Annotated in this window: 23 protein-coding genes and 1 pseudogene; 16 read left to right on the forward strand and 8 right to left on the reverse strand. The window is 61.4% G+C overall.

All coding sequences use genetic code 11. The features are described 5' to 3' along the window. The first annotated feature begins 1 nt into the window (after position 1). Complete coding sequence (locus BQ8794_RS20705; RefSeq protein ID WP_077380546.1) at positions 2–436, forward strand: ribbon-helix-helix protein, CopG family; 435 nt, start codon at positions 2–4, stop codon at positions 434–436. A gap of 272 nt (positions 437–708) precedes the next feature. Here the strand turns inward: BQ8794_RS20705 and BQ8794_RS20710 are convergent. The 5 genes and pseudogenes from BQ8794_RS20710 to BQ8794_RS20730 form a co-directional block, all read right to left on the reverse strand. Next, a pseudogene (locus tag BQ8794_RS20710) lies at positions 709–1,732 on the reverse strand (IS110 family RNA-guided transposase). Between the two features lie 439 nt (positions 1,733–2,171). Continuing rightward, positions 2,172–3,404, reverse strand: coding sequence for a trypsin-like serine peptidase (locus tag BQ8794_RS20715; protein ID WP_143744634.1), 1,233 nt, complete (start codon positions 3,402–3,404; stop codon positions 2,172–2,174). Between the two features lie 25 nt (positions 3,405–3,429). Continuing rightward, positions 3,430–5,661, reverse strand: a complete 2,232-nt coding sequence (locus tag BQ8794_RS20720; protein WP_143744635.1) for a S8 family serine peptidase — start codon at positions 5,659–5,661, stop codon at positions 3,430–3,432. A 29-nt stretch (positions 5,662–5,690) separates the two neighbouring features. Next, positions 5,691–6,635 (reverse strand): zinc metalloprotease, encoded by a 945-nt coding sequence (locus BQ8794_RS20725; RefSeq protein WP_077380549.1) that lies wholly within the window; start codon positions 6,633–6,635, stop codon positions 5,691–5,693. Between the two features lie 23 nt (positions 6,636–6,658). Further along, positions 6,659–8,572, reverse strand: coding sequence for a di-heme-cytochrome C peroxidase (locus tag BQ8794_RS20730; RefSeq protein WP_244555047.1), 1,914 nt, complete (start codon positions 8,570–8,572; stop codon positions 6,659–6,661). A gap of 632 nt (positions 8,573–9,204) precedes the next feature. Here BQ8794_RS20730 and trbB point away from each other — a divergent pair. The 11 genes from trbB to BQ8794_RS20790 are packed head-to-tail and all read left to right on the forward strand — an operon-like array spanning position 9,205 to position 18,714. After that, positions 9,205–10,146, forward strand: coding sequence for a P-type conjugative transfer ATPase TrbB (gene trbB / locus BQ8794_RS20740; protein WP_077380552.1), 942 nt, complete (start codon positions 9,205–9,207; stop codon positions 10,144–10,146). Further along, positions 10,143–10,475: a TrbC/VirB2 family type IV secretion system protein gene (locus tag BQ8794_RS20745; protein WP_077380553.1), complete on the forward strand. Its 333-nt coding sequence runs from the start codon at positions 10,143–10,145 to the stop codon at positions 10,473–10,475. Before trbB ends, BQ8794_RS20745 begins: the two co-directional genes overlap by 4 nt. Next, on the forward strand, positions 10,475–10,738 hold the full coding sequence (locus tag BQ8794_RS20750) for a VirB3 family type IV secretion system protein (RefSeq protein WP_077380554.1): 264 nt from the start codon (positions 10,475–10,477) through the stop codon (positions 10,736–10,738). The genes BQ8794_RS20745 and BQ8794_RS20750 overlap by 1 nt, the downstream gene beginning before the upstream one ends. 9 nt (positions 10,739–10,747) lie before the next feature. Then, positions 10,748–13,222 (forward strand): conjugal transfer protein TrbE, encoded by a 2,475-nt coding sequence (gene trbE / locus BQ8794_RS20755; RefSeq protein ID WP_077380555.1) that lies wholly within the window; start codon positions 10,748–10,750, stop codon positions 13,220–13,222. After that, on the forward strand, positions 13,219–13,998 hold the full coding sequence (gene trbJ / locus BQ8794_RS20760) for a P-type conjugative transfer protein TrbJ (RefSeq protein WP_077380556.1): 780 nt from the start codon (positions 13,219–13,221) through the stop codon (positions 13,996–13,998). Before trbE ends, trbJ begins: the two co-directional genes overlap by 4 nt. A gap of 34 nt (positions 13,999–14,032) precedes the next feature. After that, positions 14,033–14,284, forward strand: a complete 252-nt coding sequence (gene trbK-alt / locus BQ8794_RS20765) for a putative entry exclusion protein TrbK-alt (RefSeq protein WP_342188345.1) — start codon at positions 14,033–14,035, stop codon at positions 14,282–14,284. A gap of 3 nt (positions 14,285–14,287) precedes the next feature. Next, on the forward strand, positions 14,288–15,646 hold the full coding sequence (trbL, locus tag BQ8794_RS20770) for a P-type conjugative transfer protein TrbL (RefSeq protein ID WP_077380558.1): 1,359 nt from the start codon (positions 14,288–14,290) through the stop codon (positions 15,644–15,646). Further along, entirely contained in the window at positions 15,643–16,332 is a 690-nt protein-coding gene (gene trbF / locus BQ8794_RS20775) for a conjugal transfer protein TrbF (protein ID WP_077380559.1), read from the forward strand. The genes trbL and trbF overlap by 4 nt, the downstream gene beginning before the upstream one ends. Next, positions 16,329–17,318 (forward strand): P-type conjugative transfer protein TrbG, encoded by a 990-nt coding sequence (gene trbG / locus BQ8794_RS20780; protein ID WP_077380560.1) that lies wholly within the window; start codon positions 16,329–16,331, stop codon positions 17,316–17,318. The genes trbF and trbG overlap by 4 nt, the downstream gene beginning before the upstream one ends. Then, entirely contained in the window at positions 17,315–18,493 is a 1,179-nt protein-coding gene (locus BQ8794_RS20785) for a TraB/TrbI/VirB10 family type IV secretion system protein (protein ID WP_077380561.1), read from the forward strand. The genes trbG and BQ8794_RS20785 overlap by 4 nt, the downstream gene beginning before the upstream one ends. After that, the gene (locus BQ8794_RS20790; protein ID WP_077380562.1) at positions 18,490–18,714 is read left to right on the forward strand and encodes a DUF2274 domain-containing protein; all 225 of its coding nucleotides are present in this window, start codon (positions 18,490–18,492) and stop codon (positions 18,712–18,714) included. Before BQ8794_RS20785 ends, BQ8794_RS20790 begins: the two co-directional genes overlap by 4 nt. Here BQ8794_RS20790 and BQ8794_RS20795 read toward each other — a convergent pair. The 3 genes from BQ8794_RS20795 to BQ8794_RS20805 all read right to left on the reverse strand — a co-directional run bounded on the left by BQ8794_RS20795 (position 18,662) and on the right by BQ8794_RS20805 (position 21,223). Further along, positions 18,662–19,609 carry a LysR family transcriptional regulator gene (locus BQ8794_RS20795; protein WP_077380563.1) on the reverse strand — a complete coding sequence of 316 codons (948 nt, stop codon included), beginning with the start codon at positions 19,607–19,609 and terminating at the stop codon, positions 18,662–18,664. The two genes, BQ8794_RS20790 and BQ8794_RS20795, sit on opposite strands and share 53 nt — an antisense overlap. Positions 19,610–19,631: 22 nt before the next feature. Then, on the reverse strand, positions 19,632–20,270 hold the full coding sequence (locus BQ8794_RS20800; RefSeq protein WP_077380564.1) for an acyl-homoserine-lactone synthase: 639 nt from the start codon (positions 20,268–20,270) through the stop codon (positions 19,632–19,634). Positions 20,271–20,500: 230 nt separating this feature from the next. Continuing rightward, complete coding sequence (locus BQ8794_RS20805; protein ID WP_077380565.1) at positions 20,501–21,223, reverse strand: LuxR family transcriptional regulator; 723 nt, start codon at positions 21,221–21,223, stop codon at positions 20,501–20,503. A gap of 209 nt (positions 21,224–21,432) precedes the next feature. On the opposite strand from BQ8794_RS20805, the gene BQ8794_RS20810 reads away from it, so the two are divergent. The 4 genes from BQ8794_RS20810 to BQ8794_RS20825 all read left to right on the forward strand — a co-directional run bounded on the left by BQ8794_RS20810 (position 21,433) and on the right by BQ8794_RS20825 (position 25,968). Beyond that, positions 21,433–22,989 carry a sugar ABC transporter ATP-binding protein gene (locus BQ8794_RS20810; protein ID WP_077380566.1) on the forward strand — a complete coding sequence of 519 codons (1,557 nt, stop codon included), beginning with the start codon at positions 21,433–21,435 and terminating at the stop codon, positions 22,987–22,989. After that, positions 22,986–24,014: an ABC transporter permease gene (locus BQ8794_RS20815; protein ID WP_077380567.1), complete on the forward strand. Its 1,029-nt coding sequence runs from the start codon at positions 22,986–22,988 to the stop codon at positions 24,012–24,014. The genes BQ8794_RS20810 and BQ8794_RS20815 overlap by 4 nt, the downstream gene beginning before the upstream one ends. Positions 24,015–24,072: 58 nt before the next feature. Then, entirely contained in the window at positions 24,073–25,017 is a 945-nt protein-coding gene (locus tag BQ8794_RS20820; RefSeq protein WP_077380568.1) for a substrate-binding domain-containing protein, read from the forward strand. A 111-nt stretch (positions 25,018–25,128) separates the two neighbouring features. Further along, positions 25,129–25,968 (forward strand): SDR family oxidoreductase, encoded by an 840-nt coding sequence (locus BQ8794_RS20825; protein ID WP_077380590.1) that lies wholly within the window; start codon positions 25,129–25,131, stop codon positions 25,966–25,968. Positions 25,969–26,031 lie beyond the last annotated feature (63 nt).

A 26,031-nucleotide genomic window follows, 5' to 3' on the forward strand; every position in this document is an offset into this window, starting at 1 on the left:
CATGGCCAAGCCCGGGAAGAAACAACGTCTCTCCATCTACCTCGACCCGCCGGTGATGAAGGCCCTTGTCGAGCACGCGACCCGACGCGATCTCTCGCGCTCTCTCGTTGCCGAAGCCGCCATCGCCTCGTTCCTCTCGCCCGACGCGGCCGAGCGGCAGGAGGCGGCTATGACGAAGCGGCTCGACCAGATCGACCGGCGCCTCAATCGCTTGGAGCGCGATCTCGGCATTACAGTCGAAACGCTTGCCGTCTTCGTGCGCTTCTGGCTGACCACGACCCCCCAACTGCCGGAACCGGCCCAGGCAGCGGCCCGCGCCCAGTCGGGCAAACGCTACGACGCTTTCGTGGCCGCGCTCGGCAAACGGCTCGCCCAAGGGCCAAAGCTGCGCACCGAGATCCCCGAGGATGTCTTACCTAGCGACAAAGGCCGCTAAGGGGCCGTGTATGGACGGCTCTCCGTTGGCAAGGGGTCTTTGAGCGTTTGCAGTTGCTGGTTGGTGCGGCCATGTATCCGACCTATAGGTGCGGCCTGTCATGTGCCGCTGGCCATAATGCCATTCGCGCGGCTCAGGTCCCGATCGAAAGCTCGCACTCGAAGTGCACGGCCCCAGTGGGTTCTCCTGATCCGGCGGTTTCAACCGGCTTGCTGCATTAGCTCCTGTCCGCCCTTTCCAACCTCGTCGGCGATCGCGCGCCTTGTTTCGTTCTATGCGGTGACCGGTTCCCTGTAGCGCTCGCCGCCGGTCATCAACGCCCAGACCATGCGGGCTGTCTTGTTAGCCAGGGCAACCGCCGCGACCTTGGTTGTTCGTCGTGCCATCAACTGCACGAGCCATGGCCGCCTGGTCCCGTTCCGCTCAGCATAGCGGATGACCGCCATTGCGCCGACGACGAGCAGCTGGCGTAGATAGCGATTACCGGCTTTGGAGATGCTGCCGAGCTTCTCCTTGCCGCCGCTCGAGTTCTGCTTTGGCACGAGTCCGATCCAGGCCGAGAGGCATCGCCCCGACTTGAATGCGTGCGGATCGGCGACGGTCGCGACGAACGCACTCGCCAGCAGCGGGCCGACGCCCGGAATCTCCATCAACCTACGACCCAGCTCGGTCTCTCGCGCACTCGCCCGGACCCGGCGATCGTTTTCGAGGATTTGTTCCTTTACGACCCGGACCTGTGCCTCCAGCATTCGCAGGCAAAAGCCGTGCGTCAGCGGGTATCCTGGCGTCGGTCTCGTCGTTGATGACTACGAGCAGTTGCTCGATTCCATTGCGCCCGATCGGCGCCACGATCCCGAACTCGGATAGGTGCGCCCGCAACGCGTTAGAGATCTGTGTGCGCTGGCGGTTGAGCATCAACCTAACCCGATGCAGCATCATCACACTCTGTTGCTCGGGCGACTTCACCGGCACGAAACGCATCGTCGGCCGGGTCACCGCCTCACAGATCGCCTCTGCATCTGCAGCGTCGTTCTTCTGCCGCTTCAGATATGGCTTCACATACTGAGCCGGCAGCAGCCGCACATTGTGGCCAAGTGCGATGAGCTCACGAGCCCAATAATGCGACGAACTGCACGCCTCGATCCCGACCAGGCATCGCGGCAAGCTCTTGAAGAATGCCAGCACGCGCCCACGTGTAAGCTTCCTGCGAACGGCAACCTCACCAGCCGCATCCACGCCGTGGACTTGAAACACGGACTTCGCGATATCCAGACCGATCGTCGTAACGTTGCTCATCATAGCGCTCCTCCAGCTCTAATCCCGCGATCATACCGCAGGGAGGGAGGAGAGCCGTCCACCGCATCAGGAGCGGACCGACCGCTTCCGGTTGTGATTGGCTGATAGCGGCCATCTGAGGAGGTATCCCCCGGGGGGACATCCGCCATCTAGCTACGCTGCCTGGACAGACGTTCTCGCACGCTGCTGCCTGACTTACTATCACTTGAACGAAGCCCATATGCGGCCGTTGCCGCCTCTCACTCCTTGTGCGAGGATGTAGCGGGCGGCTCGGGGTGTCCCTCCGAGGATGGATCGGCAAGGTCGCCCCCAGTGAACGCCCCGACGTTTGAGCGTAGGCAAGTCGGATCAGGAACCACATTGTTCGATGGGGCAATTCAAAGTCTGGCTGGCGTTTCGCGCCCGCAGTCTATGCGCCGACGCAGCCGCCGGCCGACCGCTATTGAGCCCTTGCAGTAATTTCCCTGTGGAGCGCCGGTTTTTCTTGTTCAATGGCGGTGAGGATGGCGGCGAGCCTGACCGCGAAATTTCCCTTGTCCTCCTCTCCCTCCTTCGCCCCTAGGTGATGCAGGCCGACCAGGCTGCCATCGGCGGAATAGACAGGCCCGCCGGAACTCCCATTCTCCGTTGTGCAATTGTGTGAGAACTCGCTTGCCTGCTGGTCGTCAATCCACGACGGTAGCGACGGGTTTTTGACCCCGCAATTTCGTGTTACCGATTTCGGCTCGCAAGCCGGGTGATGCAGGACCATCACCTGATCTCCCGATTGGAGCGCGTCGGTGGACAGTACTGGCAAGCTCAAGGGGCGGGCCAGCAGCGGGCCGTCGGCAAGTGCCTCCAGGCGCAAGACGGCTACATCAAGCTTCTTGTTCTCAAATTCGACGCTGCGGCACGCATATTCGCGGCCTTGCGAATCGTGATCCCAGGACAGGTCGACGAGGCTGGCCTGACAGGAATTGAAAGAGCCACTGGTTTTCCAGAAGGCGCTGTCGGGTAACCCCTTGGCTGCGCCGCAATGCCAGTTGGTCATGAATAGGTCACCGTTCAGCCGAACGCCGCTGCAGCACCAGTTTGCCTTGCTGCCATCCTCTGTCGGCCCGGAGGCGATCAGCATGCCGAGGTTTTCGGCCTTGTCCTGCAAGGTCGAGCGCTCGTCATCGTCGGGCAAGTCGAGTGACGAGATCAGTTCGTCACGGCTGCCCTGCATAGGGGAGTAGAAAGTTCTCTGCGCCTGTTTCGGCATATAGAGTCCAGTGAGCACCTTGGCCACTGCCGCTGATGACGATGTGTCGAAGCGCACCGTTGGCAAGCTCGACCCCAACCGCACCGTCCAGCAACCGGCTTCGGACTGGCAGCGCAAGTCCGTTTGATCGAAAGTCGACAGCATCTGGCCGCCGGGCGAGCGAATAGTAATGGTCCAGGGCACGCCTTCAGGGTTCGTGACTTGGAATCGCAAACGATAATAGCGGGGGCTTACATTAAAATCAGGTGCGTCAATCTGGATCCGATTGCGGCCCTTGCTAAGGCTGTCCACGAAAGGCGTAAACACGACGCCGAATTCAGTCGTAACGGGTACTTCATCGGCTAAGCAAGGGGGCACTATGGCCGCCAGCACTGCCGATGCTATAGACAGCCGTGAAGTTTGAGCGAGAGAAACGACGAGCACTTTCACCTCCAATATTCGAGAAGGCCCTACCCTATTGGCAAAGTGGAAGAGCTGAACACTCACCCGACTCCATCATGTTCTGGCTAAGGAAAAGATCCTTGAGGCTACCGACATCCACCGCGCACTCAGAGTCCTGCCCTTCGTACTGAACGGCAGCGACAACCCCGTTTTCCGCGGCGATGCCGGGTGGCTTGCGCCTGATCGTGCGCGCTGGGTAGCGTTCACCCGGTAGTATCTCGGAGGACTGGTAGATCAACCCTACCTGGTCGACCATCGTGAGACGACGTGCCTTTTTTAGAAACCACGGGTCGGGCAGCCCTGCAGCGGTCGGTTTCAAATTGAGATGATCTTTGCACCATCGCTTCATGGTCACCGGGCGCACCGGTTGGGTTTGCAGCTTCAACCATGTTTTGGCTGGATCCAACATCGAAATTGACGGGTCGATGACGCCGCCTGCGACATGGGATGATCCATCGAGTACGGGCCGCGAGGCCAGAATGATGCGTTCCTTGAGATCGCCGGGCCGCAGGCGATAGTTGTCGGGATAACATTGGCTCATGCTAGCGGCCAGGCCGGCGACGAAGGCGGCGGCGGAGGAAGTGCCGCCCTGGGTCATCGCAATCTTGCCGTTGGAGACGTAGGAAGGAACATTCTGTCCTCCGGGCGCCAGCACGCCGACAAAACTGCGGTCGGCATCGTTCGCGCCTCTGTTGGATTCCGCCCAAAGGCGAGCGGTCGGCTTGTCGCAATCCTCACACGCCGCCACAACCAGCACATTGTCAAAGTCGCCAAGATTTTGAGGCGACATCGGTGTATCGGCCTGTATTTCGAAGGGAGCGTTACCCTCAGGGGTTTGTCCTGCGGCCGCCACCAGCAGCATACGGGTTTGTAGGACCGTTCTGGCGATATCTTCCTCCAGCCTGACATTGTCGTCCTTCAACTGGAATATCCACTTGTCGTTGTCATCCTTCTTCCACGTCTTGTCGGCCAGTCTTTTCTCGACAGCGGAAGCAGCGCTTTGCGGAGGATAAGGTGCGAACTTACTCGCCAGCAGGAACACCTCCGTCTTTGGCCAGACCCGTTCCACAAACCGTCGCAGATCATTGTTCAGTTCCGGCTTCTGGTTCCAAGGATAGGCTTCGATGACGGCATCCGGGGCCATGCCGACAAAGCCATAGTTGTTAGCGCTTGCCCCTATGATAGTCGCAAGCAAGCTACTGTGATCGACATCTCGAACGAAGTTACCTGGCTGGCAGGCGGGGCCCAGTTGCTTAAGCTCTGCCTCGATTGCAGCGTCGTCCTTAAGAAACGCATGACCAAGGTCGGGATGCGGTGTGATCGGCTGATCCATCATCACGACCTTGGGCCGCGGGCGTGGGGGCGGCGGCGGAGGACAGGACTTCGAAACCGCGAGGCTGGTGTCGTAGAGGCCTCCGACCATGCCTGCGAAGCTTCCATCCGTGTTGTTGGAGACCGGTGGAATTGCGCACCAGTTTTGGAAAACACTCGTCGCCGAGGCGGCATATTTCGATTTTACGAATCCCTCAATGTTCTGGACGCTGATCATCAGATTGGTTGTTGCAAGGCTCTTGCCGATCAGTGTCGCCTCGGCAACCCGCTCGGCGCCTGATATTTGGAACTCCCAAGCGATGCGCTTGATAGACAACTCATTAAGGTGCGGAATCGTCGGGTCATTCTTCTCATTCGAGCCGAGAATGTCCTCAGCCGTGCGTCCGACAAAATCGCCCCAGCCCGGATTGTTGAGAATTTGGTCAAGTCGATTCTTCTCCTCCGTATTGGATAGGTCGAATATTCGCGTGATCTCGGTTATCGACGCCTCTACCGCCGGCAGGTACACACCGCGCGTGGGCTGGACAGCATTCGGGTCAAGCACGAGCTTGTTAAGCCTATTCAGCCAGACGATGGAGCCGATAAGATCGGTCGTGCAGTTTCTTCCGGGCAACTTTAATTCGGATTCCAGGATCGGACAGAGGCCGACAGTGTCATCGGGGCGATAAACCCGCACCGGCAGAATTCTGGATTTCACGCCGAAACGGTGAATAACGGATGCCATCGCGCTGGAGGCGATACCACCCTCAAACTCGATGAATACCTTGGCACCCGCAATTCTACTTTTCGGCGCCTCAATCGGCGGCGCGAGGTCGGCCGCCGGCCTCTCCTCAGCCTGTACCGTGTTTAGACCGCATAGGACAAGCGTCGCGGCAGCAGCCCCCATCGTTCGCAGCCTATTCGCAAGTTGCATCGCCTCCACCTCAATCTTCGATTTCCTTTTCAATCCGTCCCGTCGACCGCCGGATCGTAGTTTGAGCGATGGCCGGATTGATCCTTGTCGGACAATGACAGCTCGCGAGTGCCGGCATCACCGCACCAGTAATGCATGACCGACTTGGGGTCGTAAGGCGTGACCGGAAGCCAGTTCGAGTCCTCGAAAGTGCAGCCCACAATGCCGCGCGTATGCTCGTGGCGGTAGCCTAACACATGCCCCAGTTCGTGCCGTAACACACCCCTGCCCGTATAGGTGTCACCGAGGGAGAAATAGTCTGGGAAGACGCTAACAAGCCTATCCTGCCAAGGCTCATTGGGGAAAAAGGCCGAAGCAATCGGCCCGTCGGCATCGCCATTATAAATGACAATGAAACGCAATTCGTCCGCAGCCGCTCGTTGCTTATATTCTTCCCACGCGATGCCGTCGAACTCAGTCTGGTGCTCGAAGACGATCTGGCAGCTTTCGCACACCTGCTGCCAGTCGGTGGTAGCGTTGCTGAGGTCGTCAAGCACCGCTTGATATGAGCCGTCGTCGGGAAAGGTGGACTTTATGACTGCATAGCGCAGCGTACGCTGCCCTAGCGGCCAGCGCGCCTTGCGACCATCCAGCTGCCGCATGACGATCAGTTCGGTTTCCTTAGGGAGTTCGACCGCGGCGTCGGCCGCCGCCTTCTCCTCCAATTCCTTGGCCTGGCGCTTCTGAATCAGGTATGTGGTCACCTCCTCATCGCTCAGTACCATGTCGCCCTCGATAACGTAGCGCTCCTGCTCCGGCCCGAAGTTCGACTTGACCTTCGGCAGCAACGCCTTGAACGCCGCGCCGGCCGTATCGTTGAAAGGATCGGCGACTGCGGCGTCGAAGGCCTTACGATATATGTCGGCGGCGTCCTCGGCCAACGCCGGCAGCGTCGCCATTGTCAGCCCTAATACAAGCAAGGCTTTCATGCGCATGATTAAAATCCTCCGTTGCAACGTCAAAGCGTCTTCAGATACTCAACGAGTTCCAGCCGCTGCTCCTCGGTCAGTTGGCCGCTGCCATACTCGTGCCCCGAATTGTAGTTGCCGGGGATGGGCTCGCCGGTTGCCTCGTCGCGGACACGAAAGACGAAATCCGTGGAATCTTCGATCACATCGGATTTGAATCCGACTTTGACCGGATCGAACTCCCGCGAGCCCACCGCGAAAATTTCCGGCCGCGTCGGGCCAACTGGGTCAGGCCCACCAGCGCCCACATTCTTCACTTTTGCTGGTAGCAGCAGGTCGTACAGCGTTGGAACCGAGCCGTTGTGCAAGTACGGGGCTGTCGCCCAAACGCCGTTCAACGGCCGCGCTTTGTAGGCGAGTAACGGGTGGTTGTCCTGGCTAAGGCACTGAGCGGCCATGCTCTTCTTGATAGAGTCACTGACCCCCGGCAAAGCATTTTCAGCCCGAACCAGAGCGCCCACCCTCGCTTTGTCGGGAGGAAAGACGTTCGTGAAGACGCCGGCGAGCAGCTCGTCGAACTTGCCGATCACCGCCCCCACAACAGCGTTGACCAGCATGTTGCGCGTCGCATCGATTTCCCCGATGCGATCACCGGTGACGCCGTAAACCTTTTGTCCGCCCTGATTGCCCGACTTGGAAATATGGAGGAAGGTGTTGCAGGCTAAGAAGACATCAGTTTTCTGCTCCTTGATCTGCACCATTTTTTCGCGGGCATCGGAGGTCAGGTCATCCCATGCCAGAGGTTGGTGGCAGTTGGCGCACCCCATGGCGTCAAAGATCGCCTTGCCGCGCGCCGCCTTGGCCCCGTCGATGGGCGGCAAGATGGTTTCAGGCCAGCGCGGCGATTTCAGTGCGGCAAGTTGGCGCTCGAGGCCGATAAGTTCCTTTAGCCGCACGCTGGAGTCGTAGCCTAGAAATGCCTTGCCGCGATCCGTCTCTATGTGAGCGAAGACGCCAATCACTTCCGATGTGTTGCGCACCAAAGCGCCGACATCTGTCTTTATGCCGAAAATGTCGATCGTCGTTTGGTTATCGGCAATGCCGTTCCACTGGATTTTCTGTTGCTGGGAAGTATTCCAGATGAACGGGTAGCTTGCCGGCGCGTCAGCAGCGACCGTGTCCAACTGGTCCTGCACGCGGGCGACTAGCGAGACTTTATTGAGAATGTGGCCCTGTGCGTCGAGACGGCCGTGGCCGTAGCGCACCTTGCTGCGGTTCTTGTCTTCCAGCTTCTGCTGCCAAGCGACATGCTCAAGCAACTGCCTGTTCAACGACCCACTGGTTTCGTCAGAAAACTCACCGTCGAGGACCGCCCTTGCGAAACGGTCGAAACGCTCAGGGTCGTCAGCCGTCGCCTTAAGCGCCTTCAGCATCTCCTCTTCCATCGCCTGGAAGTCAGCGAGTGTCGCGGAGCCCTCGACGCGAAACGCTTTGCCGCCGAACCTGATATCGTTGGTATGGCAAGCCGAACAGTTCAACCCGACCCAAGGTTTGCGCATGGTTTTGGCATCGCAGGTTTCGGGAAACGTGTCGCACATTAGGTCAGCCGCGCGCGTTGGCTCGTGGTCGACGACAAACCCGAGGGGCAGCTTGTGGGGGTTACGGGCAGTGACTGGGTTTGGCAGATAGCCAAGCCGCGCAAGATCTTCTGCAAATTTCTTCGGTTGGGCAGAGGTCGAAGACGCCGCCTCCAAATTGAGCATCCAATCAAGTGGCACAAGGCGCGAGCCTTGCGTCGTGGTGTACCACAGAGTGCGCTGGTCGTCTGTCCAACCCTGATCAAGTGGGATGACGCCGGGTGGCAGGGCCGGGCTATTCGTCTGACCCCAAGCGTGGCCCAGGCTGAACGTGATCGCGGCAAATACCAGTAAGAATTGTCTGACACACCGTCCCTGTCGCCGCATTACCTTTCCTCCCCGCGTTGCATAAACTGAAATGCTACACTATGAAAATCATAGAATTTACAGTCACCCCCCCATCCTGGTGATGACTTTTTGCAATAAAGCTAGCGCGCCTGACAACGGTACCTCTTCCGAGTATGCTCGGCCGCAAGCATTTCAGCAAGATACTCGAATCCGAGATGAAAGAGAAGCTGGCTATCCCAATAATGATAACTGCTTACCGTCGTTTTAGAAATAATGTAAAAAAACCCGCCCTCCAACTGTTGCATCGCCGATCGAGCCTAGCATCGCTTGCACGGCGCTCACCTCCAGCGTCCCTTCGGCGGCGTCAATGACCGATATGGGATCGCGAAACTGATCTGCAGCACGCCCTTTCCAGCGTCCGCTTTCAGGCGAAGTAAAGTTAGCCTGAACGGCCGCCGAAATGCGGCGCTAAGCAGCCATAACGGTTCCGCCGTTTCCCTGTAATTCCACGCCACTGTACGACGACCCCTTGAGGCTTGTTGCGGTCGGCCCGTTGATGCCTCTTCTACTTGTCCCCGATCCAGGGCCGCGCGTCGTGCGCGCCCGCAGCGGATGGGGACGACGTGGTAATTTCTTCTCAGCGAACGGCAGCGGTCGAACGCGGTACTCGGATGCTCCGCACCGCGCTGGGTCCGGCTGTAACCCAGTTTCTGGAAGACCCCAAGGTCGTCGAGGTGATGCTCAACCCCGACGGGCGGCTCTGGATCGACCGCCTGGCAGAAGGTCTAGCTGATACAGGCGAGCATCTTACGCCCGCCGATGGCGAACGCATCATTCGCGTGGTCGCACATCACGTCGGTGCCGTGGTGCACGCCGGTGCACCACGGGTCTCCGCCGAGCTGCCCGGAACGGGGGAACGCTTCGAGGGCCTGCTGCCGCCAGTCGTCGCGGCCCCTGCCTTCGCGATCCGAAAGCCCGCGGTCGCCGTGTTCACGCTGGACGACTATGTGTCCGCCGAAATCATGTCGGCGAAGCAGGCCGAGGTCCTCCGCGAGGCCGTTGCCGCACGGCAGAACATTCTCGTCGCCGGTGGCACGTCCACGGGCAAGACCACCCTCACAAACGCCCTCCTCACCGAGGTCGCCAAGAGCGGCGACCGTGTGGTCCTGATCGAGGATACGCGCGAGCTGCAATGCGCCGCGCCCAATCTCGTCGCACTCCGGACCAAGGACGGGGTGGTGTCCCTTGCCGACCTGGTGCGGTCCTCGTTGCGCCTCAGGCCCGACCGGATTCCGATCGGCGAGGTTCGCGGCGCCGAGGCGCTCGACCTGCTCAAGGCGTGGTCCACCGGCCATCCCGGCGGCGTCGGTACCATCCATGCCGGCTCGGCTGTTGGCGCCCTGCGCCGGCTCGAGCAACTCATCCAGGAGGCGGTCGTCACGGTGCCCCGTGCCCTCATTGCCGAGACCATCGACCTCGTCGTCGTCCTTTCGGGTCGAGGTTCGACGCGACGCCTCGCCGAGCTCGCCCACGTCGCCGGCCTGGCCGCGACCGGTGACTACGCCCTCGTTCCAGCCATCTCAACCCCCGAACTCACCGGAGCCCTGTCATGACCTTCAGAACCCTTTGCACTCGTCCACGGGTTGCGGCGATCACGCTCGCCACCACAGTCAGCCTGACCTTGACCAAGGCCGCCTACGCCGCCGGCTCGTCGATGCCCTGGGAAGAGCCGCTGCAGCAGATCCTCGAGTCCATCGAAGGGCCGGTCGCCAAGATCATCGCCGTGATCATCATCATCGTCACCGGCCTGACACTCGCTTTCGGTGACACGTCGGGCGGCTTCCGCCGGCTGGTGCAGATCGTTTTCGGCCTCAGCATCGCCTTTGCCGCATCCAGTTTCTTCCTCTCCTTCTTCTCGTTTGGCGGCGGGGTGCTGGTCTGATGGACGAGCCCGTTCCCGGATTTGTCGCACCGGTCCATCGCGCGCTGACCGAATCGATCCTTCTGGGTGGTGCGCCGCGTTCGGTGGCCATTCTCAACGGCACCCTGGCGGCCGCACTCGGTCTTGGACTGCGGCTCTGGCTGGTCGGCATCGTGCTCTGGGCGATCGGCCACCTCGCCGCCGTGTGGGCGGCGCGGCGCGATCCTCTCTTTGTGGAAGTGGTGCGCCGGCACCTCCGCATCCCCGGCCATCTGGGCGTCTGAGGTACAGCAATGATGAACCTTGCAGAATATCGCCGCGCCGGCGACCGCCTTGCCGACTATGTCCCCTGGGCCGCCCTTGTCGGCCAAGGTGTTGTCCTCAACAAGGACGGCAGCTTCCAGCGGTCGGCACTATTCCGCGGTCCCGATCTCGACAGCGCCGTACCGGCCGAACTGGTCGGCGTCGCTGGCCGGCTGAACAATGCCTTCCGCCGCCTCGGTTCGGGATGGAGCATCTTCCTCGAGGCGCAGCGCCATGAGGCTTTGACCTACCCCAAGAGCATGTTCCCGGATCCAGCCTCGGCGCTCATCGACGCGGAGCGGAAGGCCGATTTCGAGGAGGCTGGAACGCATTTCGAATCCAGCTACTTCCTCACCATCGTCTATCTGCCGCCGGCCGAGGACACGGCGCGCGCAGAGAGCTGGCTCTACGAGGGCCGCGAGCAGTCGGGCGTCAATCCTTGGGACATCCTGCGCGGCTTCGTCGATCGCACCGATCGCGTGCTCGCCCTGCTCGATGGCTTCATGCCCGAATGCCGCTGGCTCGATGACGACGAAACGCTGACCTATCTGCACTCGACCGTCTCGACCAAGCGCCATCGCGTTCGGATGCCCGAGACGCCGATGTATCTGGACGCGCTGCTCGCCGATCAGCCGCTCGCTGGCGGCCTCGAGCCGCGACTCGGCGACGCGCATGTCCGCATCCTCACCATTGTCGGTTTTCCCGCGGCGACGACACCCGGCATCCTCGACGAACTGAACCGGCTGGCCTTTCCATATCGTTGGTCGACCCGCGCCATCCTGCTCGACAAGACCGACGCTACCCGGCTCGTGACGAAAATCCGCCGCCAGTGGTTTGCCAAGCGCAAGAGCGTCGCGGCGATCCTCAAGGAGGTGCTGACCAACGAGGCCTCGACCCTGGTCGACACCGACGCCGCCAACAAGGCGGCCGATGCCGATCTCGCTCTGCAGGAGTTGGGCGCCGACGTTGCCGGCGAAGCCTATGTCACGGCGACGGTGACGGTGTGGGATGCTGACGCCCGCGTCGCCGACGAGAAGCTGCGACTGGTCGAGAAAATCATCCAGAGCCAGGATTTCACCGGCATGGCAGAGACCGTCAACGCGGTTGACGCCTGGCTGGGCACGCTGCCGGGCCATCTCTACGCCAATGTGCGGCAACCGCCCATCAGCACACTGAATCTCGCCCATATGATCCCGCTTTCGGCGGTGTGGGCGGGGCCGGAACGGGACGAGCATTTCCGAGCACCCCCACTGCTCTTTGGCAGGACGGAAGGCTCGACCCCGTTCCGGTTGTCTCTTCATGTCGGCGATGTCGGACATACCCTGGTCGTCGGTCCGACCGGCGCCGGCAAGTCCGTCCTGCTGGCGCTTATGGCGTTGCAGTTCCGCCGCTACAGCCTAGCCCAGATCTTCGCCTTCGACTTCGGCGGCTCGATCCGTGTCGCCGCATTGGCGATGGGTGGCGACTGGCATGATCTCGGTGGCGAACTCACCGAAGGGACCGAGTCTTCCGTTTCCCTCCAGCCGCTCGCCGGAATTGCTCATACGCCCGAGCGCGCCTGGGCCGCGGACTGGATCGTCGCCATCCTCACGCGGGAAGGCGTCGCCATCACGCCTGAGGTCAAGGAGCACATCTGGACAGGCCTCACCTCCCTCGCCTCGGCGCCTGTCGAGGAACGCACCATCACCGGCCTCACGGTCTTGCTGCAGTCCAATGATCTGAAGCGCGCGCTCCAGCCCTATTGCGTCGGCGGTCCCTACGGGCGGCTTCTCGACGCCGAAGGCGAGAACCTTGGGCAAGCCTCGATGCTCGCCTTCGAGACCGAGGGCCTGCTCGGCACCGGCGCCGCGCCTGCCGCACTCGCCTACCTCTTCCACCGCATCGCAGGCCGCCTCGACGGCCGGCCAACGCTGGTCATCGTCGACGAGGGCTGGCTGGCACTCAGCGATCCAGGCTTTTCGAAGCAACTTGCCGAATGGCTGGTGACGCTGCGCAAGAAGAACGCCAGCGTCGTCTTTGCCACCCAGTCACTGGCGCAGCTCGAGAAGAGCACGATTGCGGCGGAGATCATCGACTCCTGCCACACCCGCATCCTGCTGCCCAATGATCGTGCGATCGAGCCCCAGATCACCGCGATCTATCGCCGCTTCGGTCTCAACGACCGGCAGATCGAAATCCTGGCCCGGGCCATTCCGAAGCGGGACTACTACGCCCAGTCCCGGCGCGGCAACCGGCTGTTCGAGCTCGGTCTCGGCGACGTCGCGCTGGCCCTCTCCGCCGCCTCGGCGAAATCCGATCACGCCTTGATCGAGCACGTCCTGTCGGAGCACGGCCGCGACCGTTTTCTCGAGATCTGGCTGCGCATCCACAACCTCGACTGGGCGGCTGACCTCATCCCCGACCTCACCGACCTCGCCGCGTCCGCGACGACAGCAACTGAACCAACCCAGGAGGTTTCTCCATGACCCGCCCTCGCTCCTCGATCCATGCCTTGCTCATTGGCACCGCCCTGGTCTCGGCGCCCATCGCCCTGTCGACCGTGATGGTCACGCCCGCCCACGCCCTGTTCGGCTTCGGCGACATCGTCTTCGACCCGTCCAACTATGCCGAGAACGTGCTGCAGGCCGCCCGGGCCCTGGAGCAGATCAACAATCAGATACAGAGCCTTCAGAACGAGGCGCAGATGCTGATAAACCAGGCGCGCAATCTCGCGAGCCTGCCCTACTCCTCGCTGCAGCAGTTCCAGCAGTCCGTTCAGCGCACCCAGCAGCTGTTGGGACAGGCGCAGCGCATCGCCTTCGACGTGCAGGAGATCGATCAGATCTTTTCGCAGCAGTACAGCAACATGGATCTCTCCATGTCCGATCAGGCGCTCGTCGATCTGGCACGCGAACGCTGGGGCAATACGGTGGGCGCCCTGCAGGACGCCATGCGTGTGCAGGCCGGTGTCGTCGGCAATATCGAGACGCAGCGCACCGAGCTTTCCGCCCTGGTGGGCGAAAGCCAGGGCGCTACCGGCGCGCTGCAGGCTGCCCAGGCCGGCAACCAGATCCTCGCGCTTCAGGCCCAGCAACTCGCTGACCTGACGGCATTGCTCGCGGCCAACGGCCGCGCCGATGCGCTGTCCGCCGCTGAACAGGCAGCCGCGGCTGAGCAGGGGCGCGAACAGCGCCGCCGCTTCCTCGAGCCCGGCGCCGGCTACCAGCCCGGCGACGCGCAGATGTTCCCGGGCGGCAACTGAGCAAACGGCCGGGGATCAAATTATGGACGGAAGGATGCTCGCTCGACTTGTAGTGGTCATTGTCGCCGCCGTGGCGATCACGGCCGCGGACCACCGTGCGCGCGAGGAAATTTCGGCCGGCACTCTTCCCTCGCCCCCGGTGACCGAGGCGCCGCGCAGCGATCCGCTGCGCGAGACGCTCCGACGCTGCCAGCAGATGGGCGAATCCACGACGCGCGACCCCCAATGCCTCGCCGCATGGGACGAAAACCGCCGCCGCTTCCTTTCGCCGGCAGCACGGAACTAGGCCATGGAAGGCGCCGGCGTCATCGATCGCTTCCTTGAGGTCTTCACCTCCTACATCGACAGCGGCTTCGGTCTGCTCGGCGGCGAGGTTGCCTTCATCGCGTCGACTCTCATCGTCATCGACGTTACGCTCGCCGCCCTGTTCTGGGCCTGGGGCGCCGACGAGGACATCATTGCGCGGCTCGTCAAGAAGACGATCTTTGTCGGAATCTTCGCCTACCTGATCGGCAACTGGAACAGCCTGGCGCAGATCGTCTTCGACAGTTTTGCCGGCCTCGGCCTGATGGCATCGGGAACCGGGTTTTCCGTTGCGGACCTGATGCGTCCTGGACGTGTCGCCCAGACCGGATTGGATGCAGGCCGGCCGCTGCTTGAATCGATCTCCGATCTGATGGGCTATTGGAGCTTCTTCGAGAACTTCATCCAGATCGCATGCCTGCTATTCGCATGGGCGCTCGTGCTGCTGGCTTTCTTCATCCTGGCCGTCCAGCTCTTCGTTACGCTCATCGAATTCAAGCTGACCGCATTGGCGGGGTTCGTGCTGATCCCGTTTGGCCTCTTTAGCCAGTCCGCCTTCATGGCCGAGCGCGTACTCGGCAACGTCATCTCTTCGGGGATCAAGGTGTTGGTGCTGGCCGTCATCATCGGCATCGGATCGACCCTGTTCGGCGAGTTCACGTCCGGCTTTGGTGGCGAGGAGCCCACCATCGACGACGCCATGGCAATCGTGCTGGCAGCGCTCTCGCTCCTCGGTCTCGGCATCTTCGGACCGGGCATCGCCAACGGCATTGTCTCCGGCGGGCCGCAGCTCGGCGCCGGCGCCGCAGTCGGGACCGGTCTTGCGGTCGGTGGCGCCGGAGTCGCCGCGGGTGGCGCCACCATGCAGGCCGTCAGGGGCGGGCGTGCAGCCTGGTCGGCGAGTGCCGCTGGCGTTCGGGGCGGCGCCGCGTTGGTCGGCGGCGGTTCTACCGCCTACTCTCTCGCTTCAGCCGGCGAGACCGGACCAGCGAGTGTCGCCGCGGGCCTCGGCGGTGTCGCGCGCGCCGCAGGCGCCGCAGCGGGCTCGCCGCTCAAGCGCGCGGCATCCCGCGTTTCCGAAACCCTCGGAGCTTCCTTCCACACCGGGGGCCGTGCGGCCTTCGCAGCGACCGGCGGGGCGTCCTCGATGGGCACTGTCGGCGGCGGCACCACGGAGCCGCCCCTACCACCCACGTCCAGCGATGGTCCGCCGGCCTGGGCCCGCCGCATGCGGCATAGCCAAGCCATGAGCCACGGCGTCACCGCCGCGGCTCACGCCGTCCGCTCCGGCGACAGCCACGGCGGCGGCGCTTCAATCAGCCTTTCCGAGAGAGATCGCACATGAGCTTCTTCAAACGAGCCGCCACCCATTACGGCAAGACGCCGGAGCCTGAGACACCATATCAACGCGCCGCTCAGGTGTGGGACGAGCGCATCGGATCGGCGCGCGTACAGGCCAGAAACTGGCGGCTCATGGCCTTCGGCTGCCTGATCCTGTCTGCAGGGTTCTCAGGTGCCCTGGTCTGGCAGTCGTCGCGCGGCACAGTTGTGCCGTGGGTCGTAGAGGTGGATAGAACCGGGGAGGCCCGCGCAATCGAACCGGCCGTTGCCGACTATCGCCCCACCGATCCACAGATCGCATTCCATCTGGCGCGCTTCGTAGAACAGGTTCGCTCGATCTCCGCCGATCCGATCGTCGTGCGCCAGAACTGGCTGCGAGCCTACGAGTTCACCACCGATCGCGGTTCCGTGGCTCTCAACGACTATGCGCGCTCCAACGACCCATTTACGCGCGTAGGCAAGCAGCAGGTCAGCGTCGAGGTCTCGAGCGTGATCCGCGCCTCGCCGGATTCGTTCCGCGTCGCCTGGACCGAGCGCCACTACGAAAACGGCCAGCTCGCCGGCACCGAGCGCTGGACCGCTATTCTCACCGTGGTGATCCAGCCGCCGCGCGATGCCGAGCGGCTGCGCCGCAACCCGCTGGGTGTCTTCATCAATGCCATCAACTGGTCAAAGGAGCTGGGGCAATGACCAGACCGACGATCCGCAAAGCCGATTTTCCGGTTTTCTGCAAATTCGTATCCACGCTTGGCGTGCTCGTGCTGTCCTGCGTGACGCTCGCGGCCTGCGCAACGGCGCCAAAGCCCCGGCCGATCAGCTACGACGCCGACGTGCCGCCGCTGCCGGCCGTCGCCGTCAGCACAGGCGACGGGCCGCCGCGTCCCATTCTTGTGCCGCCGGCCTGGACTCCGGCAAAGGGCGGCAATCCCGCGAGCACGCCGACCGGGCGGATCGACAACGCCAACACCGCCGCACGTGTCGAACCGCGCAAGGAGGGATACTACAACTCGATCCAGATCTATCCTTGGAGCGACGGCGCGCTCTATCAGGTGTATGCGGCACCCGGGCAGATCACAAACATCGCACTGGAGCCCGGCGAGAGTCTGACCGGCACTGGTCCAATCGCCGCCGGCGATACCGCGCGTTGGATTATCGGCGAAACGGAAAGCGGAAGCGGCGCGACCCGGCGTGTCCATGTTCTTGTGAAGCCGACCCGAACAGACATCACGACAAACCTGGTCATCACCACCGACCGGCGCACCTATCTGATGGAGCTGCACGCGGGCGAGAAGCCCTACATGCCGGCCGTGGCCTGGGCCTATCCCCGAGCCGCATCGCAGCGCACGAACGTTCCCACCGCTCCGATTATTCCGGCCGTTGCCGCGCGGATCTATCGGTACGGGCTCACCGGCGACAGGCCGCCCTGGCGGCCGATGTCGGTATTTGACGATGGGCGCCGCGTCTATGTCGTTTTCCCGCGCGGGATCGTCCAGGGCGAGCTGCCCCCAATATTCGTCATCGGCCCGAACGGCGAGCCCGAGATCGTCAACACCCGCATCTATCAGAACATCCTGATCGTCGATCGGCTGTTCGGCGCCGCTGAACTGCGTCTCGGCAGCGGCAAGCGCCAGCAAACCGTCAGGATCGTGCGAACCGATGAGAGGCCATCATCATGAGCGAAACGGAAATCCGCAATACAAGCGGAGGTTCGGCCGCGACATCGAGCACTGCGGCGACCATGCGGCTGCGCAGCGACGCGCCGCGTGTCACCCGCATCTCCCGAAGGGTGCTCGCCGGGCTTGGCCTTATCGCCGGTCTCGGTATAGGCGGCGCCCTGATCTATGCGCTCCAGACCGCCGATCGGCAGCAGCAGGGCGATGAACTGTTCACGACCGATCGCCGCCAGACGGCGGATGGTTTGCAGAGCCTGCCTTCCGACTACAGCGGCATCCCACAGCTCGGTCCTCCACTTCCTGGAGATCTCGGCGGCCCCATCAAGCGCGCCTGGGAGGAGGGGCGACCGATCCCAGCCGAGGTGACGCCCACACCGCAGCCGGATCCGGAGAAACAAAGGCGCCTTGCGGAAATGGAAGCGGCCCGTACCAGCGAAGTCTTCTTCCAGACCCGATCCGCGACCGCTACGGATCTTCCGACATTACAACCGACGCTCGGCGGAACGGCGCCGAACCTCGCCGGAGCCGGAACGCAGGACAAGCAGCTTGCCATTCTCAATGCCGCGGTCGATCGCCGCACGGTCGCGCTCGATCGCGTCGCTTCACCGGCCTCGCCGTTTGTGCTGCAAGCCGGCTCCGTCATCCCGGCGGCGCTCATCACCGGCATCCGCTCCGATCTTCCCGGCCAGATCACCGCACAGGTAACCCAGCACATTTACGACAGCCCCACTGGCAGCATTCTCCTCGTCCCTCAAGGCACCAGGCTTATCGGCGAGTACGACAATGGCGTCGCCTTCGGCCAGCGCCGCGTCCTCCTCGTCTGGAACCGGCTGATCTTCCCAAACGGCCGCTCCATCGTTCTCGAGCGGCAACCCGGTGCGGACACCGCCGGCTATGCCGGCCTGGAGGATGGCGTCGACTATCACTGGTGGGATCTGATGAAGGCCGCTGGCCTCTCGACGCTGCTCGCTGTCGGCGCCGAGTTGACGATGAATGACGACGACCGGCTCATCCAGGCGATCCGCAGCGGTGCCCAGGACACAATCAACGACGCCGGTCAGCAGATCATCCAGCGGCAATTGCAGGTGGCGCCGACGCTCACCATCCGGCCGGGTTTCCCGGTCAGGGTGATTGTTGCTCGTGACCTGGTCCTCGAACCCTACGGAGTAGACCAATGACGAAACTCAAACTTGGCGCCGTTCCCGACGACAAACCGTCCAAGATCTCGATCGAACTGCCTGCGTCCGTGCATCGCGACCTCGTCGTTTACGCCGAGATCCACGCCCGGGAGACTGGCCAGCCTGTTGGCGAACCGGCCAGGCTGATCGTACCGATGATCGAGCGCTTCATGGCGACGGATCGTGCGTTCGCGAAGGCGCGACGGACTCGGCGGCCCTAGTAGGGGGATAGGGCTCCTCCAACACCTTAAGGAAGTGCTCCAGCGCTGGGTTGTCGTTGTTCCTCAGCCAATGGGCGACGTAGTTGACCCGGCTCGGACCGTTGTCGTCCTGAACATCGCGATAGACTACGCCGGCGTAACTGGCGCCTATCCCGGCCTCACAGATCAGGCTTGCCCCAAAGCCGGCCCCCACCAAACTCATTAGGTTTTCGGAGCTAACGTCCTGGCTCACGACCTTGGGCTGGATTCCGGGCGAAGCTAAGTTCGTCAGTAAAATGTCCCGCAGTTCCGGTCCGGGGTCACGCTTGCTGAGCAAGAACGTTTCACCTCTGAGGTCGGTCCAATAGACGGTTTCGTTCGCCGACAATGGATGGCTCTCCGGGAGCGCAACCATGATGCGTTCGTCCCACAATGCCATCGCTCCCGCTTCGCGGACTACCGGCTCGCCGATGACAATGGCAACGTCGAGCGCGCCATGCTCTAGACCTACGAAGAGCCTCTCCCGCCCGTCCTCGACGGCGCGGAGTTCCACCCGCGGAAATCGTCGCGCATGTTCCATCAGGCTCGCCCGCAAATTCCCCGCCGACAGCGATGTATAGAAGCCGACGGCCAGCCGGCCGGCCTCGCCCCGGCGTACGGCCTTGGCCGACGCCATCATGTGGTCCAGCCCATCGACCAGATGCCTGGAGGTCCGCAGGATTTCGGTGCCGACCGTCGTCAGACGCACGCCGCTTCTCGATCGCTCGAACACTGCGACTCCCAGACGATCCTCCATCTGTCGAATGCGGCGGCTGAGTGACGACTGCTCGACGCCGAGCGCCTCCGCCGCGCGACGGAAGCTGCCATAATGCGCGGCGGCGACAGCGTAACGAAGATGGCGCAGTTCGATGGTCATTGTCGACCAGCAGCAGCCGTGATCACGCCGCCACCGGTTGGGCGACGCGAGCGACGAGCACGGGCGCTTGGAGTTGCCCCATTTCACGGACGTTCATCAGCACGGATTCCGAGATCAGCAGGTAACCGGCTAGCGCCTTTGTGTCATCAATCTGCATGGGCGGAGCGAAGCGTTCCAACGGCCATCCGGCGCGCCTCAAAATGCGCTCAAATCGAACGTCTGTAACCGTGACCACCGCCTCTTGATCCTTCGACAGTCCCCACTCCAGAATCCCGGCAAGCAGGCTGAACGTCGCGTCACGAAGGCCAGCTGCGGTCACACAGCCAGCCGATCCGGTATCTACACAGAAGCGCGAGCTTTCAAATATTCTGTCGCTTCGCGGAGCGGGATTCGATCCAAGCAGCGCGGGGAAGGTGTTCGCCAGCATCGTTGGCCCCATCGTCGGCAGCAGCCTCGCACAGCCGACCACCGAGCTGCTGTCATCGATTGCAATGATGTAGGTTGGCTTGAGCGCATCGTAGGCGTCGATCTCCATATCGCCCGAAACAGACACGTCCCAATTCAGACGGTTTCGAAAAACGCGATAGCGCAAGCGGTGCATTCCCGCGATCAGATCAGGAAATTCAGAGTCGTCCGAGTGAGTAACTGGAATTACACGCATGGCAGCAGGCTCCTTTGCTTGAGAGCAACAAAGAGCACGGCGCGCCGAGCCGCGTAGCTGTAGGGTTTTACAGGCCGGCGAGCCGAACAAACTCAAACGCAATCTTGGCGAGCGAGACCACGCCTGCTCAAGCGCGGGTGCCGCGTTGATGGGGCATGTCGATCGGACCAAGCAAATTGGAGCGGCACCGCGCTCAGCGGTCCGACTGGAAGCGGAGGCGAGGGTTTATTTCAGGACGAGATAAGGCCGCGGTGCGCGGCCTCGGCCACAGCCTGCGTCACCGTCGACGCACCCAACTTCGACCTGGCATTCTCGAGATGGAAGACCACCGTTCGCGTGGTGATGCCGAGAATAGTAGCGGTTTCTGGCATCTTCTTGCCGCGTGCCGCCCAAGAAAGGCACTGCCGCTCCCGTTGGGTGAGTGGCGCGTCAGCAAGCCGGGTCAGGCCCAGTTGGAGTTTCGCATAGACGTGCGAATGATAGTACAGCGCGGCAAGTTGTAGGGTATCCATCACTTCAGTTGGACGAACCTCGACACCTGCGTCCATATTGCCGGCGAGCGTGAACGCGGCGAATCGGCCGAAGCCTCCCCGAATCGGAACAGTCGCGCCACTGTGAATCCCGAACTTGCCGGCCTCAGCGAAAAAGCGCTGTTGAGAAACTGAGTGAAGTCGCAACGTCCGGCGATCCCATTGAAACGACCGTTGTGATTTTCGAGCCAGCCCAACGATAGGGTCGATATCCTCGTATCTTTGCTCGATGTACCGTCGTGCCCATGAACCTGGATACGAAGAAAGCACCTTGAGCGCTGGTTCCGAAAAACCGAGATAGGCAAACCATCGGTAACCCAGCCGCGCCGCAAGACGGTCAGCCGCATTCCTGATACCGACCTCATCGTAGGCCGTTTCCAGCGCATCTACGAAATCACCGAAGGTAGCGTCGAGGAGTGTCATTCTTCGATCTTGACAGAGATTCGGCGTTATGCAAGAAATCGTTTTCTCAATTATCCTCGCCGTGGCCGTTTACCGCCAGCGGGTATTACGTGAGAAAACGATTTCACAAAGAGGCCAAGAATGGCCCTTGTTTGGGAGGAATCGATGAAATCAGGCGGTGCCTATGGTGGTCGGCGCGGTTTTCGGCCCGCCATGGCGACGTTGTCCTGATGACCCGGAGCACGTCCTCGGCGACGCGGCCGCAAGCCCAGGCCGATAACAAACCATTTGCGGTGATCGACCGGATCACCAAGCGCTACGGTATCGCAACTGTGCTCGACGAGATCTCATTCGCGATCCACGAAGGCGAGGTGCACGCGATCGTTGGCGAAAATGGCGCCGGAAAATCCACCATAGCTCGCGTGTTGGCTGGCCTCGCTAGGCCTGATAGTGGGCACATTACAATCGACGGCGAAATCGTCTCTGATTTCTCGGTGCGGGCCGCGGAGGAACGCGGAGTCGTCCTCATTCATCAGGAACTCGCCCTTGCCGAACACCTAGACGTCGCTGCGAACATGTTTCTCGGACACGAGTTGCACCGCGGCGCCTTGCTTTCGATTGCCGAAATGACGAGACGCGCTCGCGAGATGCTCGCAAGACTCGGCAGTTCTGTAATGCCCCGGCAACGGGTGTCATCCCTCCCCGTTTCCGACAAGCAGATGGTGGAAATCGCCAAGGCGCTACTGCGGGACGCAAAGCTCATCATCATGGATGAGCCGACAGCGGTGCTCACGTCGCGGGAGACGGAGAACCTGTTCACCCAGGTCGAGCGCCTGCGTCGGGAGGGCGTGGCCGTCGTCTTCGTTTCCCACAAGCTCGAAGAGGTCAAGCGCATCGCCGACCGCGTATCGGTACTCCGTGATGGGCGATACCAAGGCACTTGGAACATCGAGGATGTGACCGCTCAGCAAATAGCCAACCTGATGGTAGGGCGGGAACTCAATCAAATATATCCGCCTAAGGCAGCAGCTCCGGCTTCCAGTGTTGCCCTTTCGATCAATAACTTTTCGCCAGACATTCCATCACCACCGATCACCTTGGACATTTTCGCGGGCGAGATCCTAGGCGTAGCTGGCCTTGTGGGCTCGGGTCGTACCGAACTCTTTGAATCACTCGTGGCTCTCCGCGGTAGCCGCGGTGGCGACTTGGCACTCTGGGGGCAAGCGATCCGACACAGTACGTACCGCGCCATGCTGGAAGCCGGTGTCGTCTACATAACCGAGGACCGCAAAGGGCGCGGCCTCCTTCTTAACGAGACCATCGCTCACAACGTTTCGTTCCTTGATCAAATCCTTTCACGGTTCCGGCTCGTGGATGCCGACAAGGAACGCAAGGCTCGCGATTGGGCGGTACGCGAATTCAGCATTGATGCGCCCTACCCCAATGTGCGCGTTGGCAGCCTGTCCGGTGGAAACCAGCAAAAAGTCATGCTTGCAAAGTCCCTGCTGAATCGGCCGCGTGTCATCGTCGTCGACGAACCAACTCGAGGAATCGACGTCGGCACACGGGCGCAAATTTACAGGATGCTGCGCCGCCTGGCTGATGAGGGAAACGCCGTTGTTGCGATTTCATCAGACATGCAAGAGGTCGTTGGTCTCAGCGACCGCGTGATGGTGATGCGTGACAACGCAATAGCCGGATTTCTGACCGGAACTGACATTTCCGAGGAAGAAATCGTGCAACTCGCGGCCGGCGTCGCGAACAATTCTCATGATGGTGAAAAATGACCCAGCAAGACACGACAAGGGCTTCCGTTTTTGCCGCTCACCCCGGCCGCGGTGAGGAGAAATCACGGTTCCAAATCGACTATGCGGCTTTCGGCCCGCTGCTTGCACTCGCCATCCTTATTGGGCTTGGAGCGATTCTAAACCCGACTTTTATCTCGATCGACAATCTTGAGAACGTGCTGGCGCGCTCCGCATTTATCGGAATCATCGCTATTGGCGCAACCTTTGTCATTACATCAGGTGGCATAGACCTCTCCGTGGGATCCATGGCTGCGTTCTCCGCCGCGACAATGATTGTCGTGATGAACGCAGCGGCTCCTTTAGCCAGTTCCGGCTATGCGGCGGTCGCCGCTGGTGTCGCTGCAGGCTTTCTGGTGACTGTTTTGGCGGGCCTTGTGAATGGAGCCGCCATTACGCTCGGCCGCATTGAGCCGTTCATCGTGACCCTCGGGATGATGGGGATCCTGCGATCGCTCGTGACGTGGTTCGCCGACGGCGGCGCCCTCACACTCGACTTCGCCGTGCGCGAGCTCTACCGACCAGTCTACTTCGGCGGTGTTCTTGGCCTGAGCTGGCCAGTCATCGCTTTCCTTGCGATGGCACTGCTTGGTGATTTCGTCCTGAGGAGAACCGTCTTTGGGAGGCACATTGCCGCTATCGGCTCAAGCGAAGATGTCGCGCGATATTCGGCGATCAAGGTCTCCAGAATAAAACTCCTTGCCTATGTCGTGCAGGGCGTCTGCGTGGCCATCGCGGTTTTTCTCTATGTTCCTCGGCTCGGCTCAGCAACGCCATCGACGGGCTTGCTGTGGGAACTGGAAGCCATCGCGGCCGTGATCATAGGAGGCACATTGCTGAAAGGTGGCCGTGGTCGCATCTGGGGCACGGTGGTCGGCGTCCTGATCCTTAGTCTGATCAGCAATCTCCTCAACCTCACTAGCATCGTAAGCCCCTACCTCAACGGTGCCATGCAGGGTGCAGTGGTGATCATCGCGGTGCTGCTCCAGAGGCCAAGCCAACGCTGACGTGTCGGCCAGGCACATAACGTCAACCCAAGTCGGAAATTTAACCGGAGGAACAGTCATGACACTGAAGAGAACGCTTATTGCTGCAACAATGCTCGGCTTGGCCGGCACTGCCACTGCCCAGGAAGAAAAGATCAGGATTGGCGTCTCGATTCCGGCTGCCACGCACGGATGGGCGGGAGGATTGAACTACCACGCCCGCCAGGCGATCGATCGGCTCCAAACACAATACCCGAACTTGGAAATTGTCCTGCAAACAGCGGCCAATGCCACCGAACAGGTCAATGACATCGAGGACCTGAACTCCGGGACGATGACGGCTTTGGTCATCCTTCCTTTTGAATCGGCGCCGTTGACGGCGCCCGTCAAGGAAATCGCCAGCCAAGGGGTCTACGTCACCGTAGTAGACCGCGGGCTGTCCGAACCGGGGATCGAAACGTTCCATATCGCCGGCGATAATCCGGCTTTGGGGCGTGAAGCTGCGCTTTACATCAATTCAAAGCTTCCAGATGGCGGCGAGGTCGTCGCCATGCGCGGCATTCCGACTGAAATCGACAATCAGCGCGTCGAGGGCTTCAAGAAGGCGCTCAACAGCAGCATCAAGATCCTTGACGAAAAGCATTCCAATTGGAATCGCGACGAAGGCTTTGCCGTCATGCAGGACTACCTGCAGCGCTTTCCGAAGATCGACGCCGTATGGACGCAAGATGACGACACAACGCTTGGTGTCATCGATGCGGCCCGCCAGGCAGGCCGTGAAGGAGAATTCTTCATCGTGGGTGGCGGCGGCATGAAACAGATCGTTCAAATGGTCAAGGAAGGGAGCCGCCAGGACGTCCCTGTTACGGTGTCATATCCACCATCCATGATCGCGACAGCGATCGAGCTCACGGCCGAGCACTTCGTGAGCAAGATTCCTCTTGATGGCCGGTACATCCTGAATACCTCCCTGATCACGAAAGAGAACGCGGACCTCTTCTACTTCCCGGATTCTCCGTACTGATCATCAGGTCGGCCTCCCCGGCGGCTCGGCGGGCCGCCGGGTTTCCACAACCTCAGCAGGGCTCAGGAAGCAATGGCTGCAATTACAAAGCAGGACGAGATATCCGGCAAAATGCTCAACCGTTTCGATGGCAAGGTCGCGATAGTCACCGGTTCTACGCAGGGATTGGGAGAAGCAATTGCACACCTTTTGGTCGAGCGAGGTCTTTACGGCCTCGTTGTCACTGGGCGTAGCGAAGAGCGTGGCCAGAGGGTCGTTCAACACGTCCAGAAGCTTGGCTGCAAGGCGATCTTCGTGGCGGCCGATCTGTCCCGGCATGACGACGTGCTCAGGATCGTGGAACGATGTGACGTGACATTTGGTCGAGTGGATGTTCTCGTGAATGCAGCCGGCAATACCGATCGAGGCACCATCCTCGACACCGAGGAAGCGCTGTACGACCAAATCTTCGCTACGAATGTCAAGGCACCTTTCTACCTGATGCAGAGATGCCTCTCGATCATGGTCCGCGAAGGTATCAGGGGATCGATTCTTAACGTAATTTCGATGAGTGCGCATGGCGGACAGTCTTTTTTGTCAGCCTACTGCGCTGCGAAGGGCGCGCTGGTGACCCTCACCAAGAACACCGGCTTTTCAATGATGCGCTACGGTTGCCGCATCAACGGCCTCTGCATCGGCTGGATGTATACGCCGGGCGAAGAGCAAACGATGCGGCGCTGGCATGGAGCGACGGATGGCTGGCGTGCGGACGCGGAGTCCAAGCTCCCCATTGGTCGAATGCTCGACATGAGCGAAGTCGCAAGAACTGTCGCATTCCTATGCTCGGAAGAAGCGGGAATGATGACTGGCTCCGTCATCGACTACGATCAGTCGATCCCGGGCTGCTTCGACGCAGTTCCGCAGCCCCCAGGGATCCCGCTCGGTATAAAGACCAAACCGCCCGTCGACTAACCAACATCGTCGGCCTGCCGCGGCAAGGGCCGCGTCAGGGCCTCGACGCTCAAGAATCTGTGA

Origin of the sequence: Mesorhizobium prunaredense, assembly GCF_900156895.1 — a bacterium.
GTDB classification, from domain to species: Bacteria; Pseudomonadota; Alphaproteobacteria; order Rhizobiales; family Rhizobiaceae; genus Mesorhizobium; species Mesorhizobium prunaredense.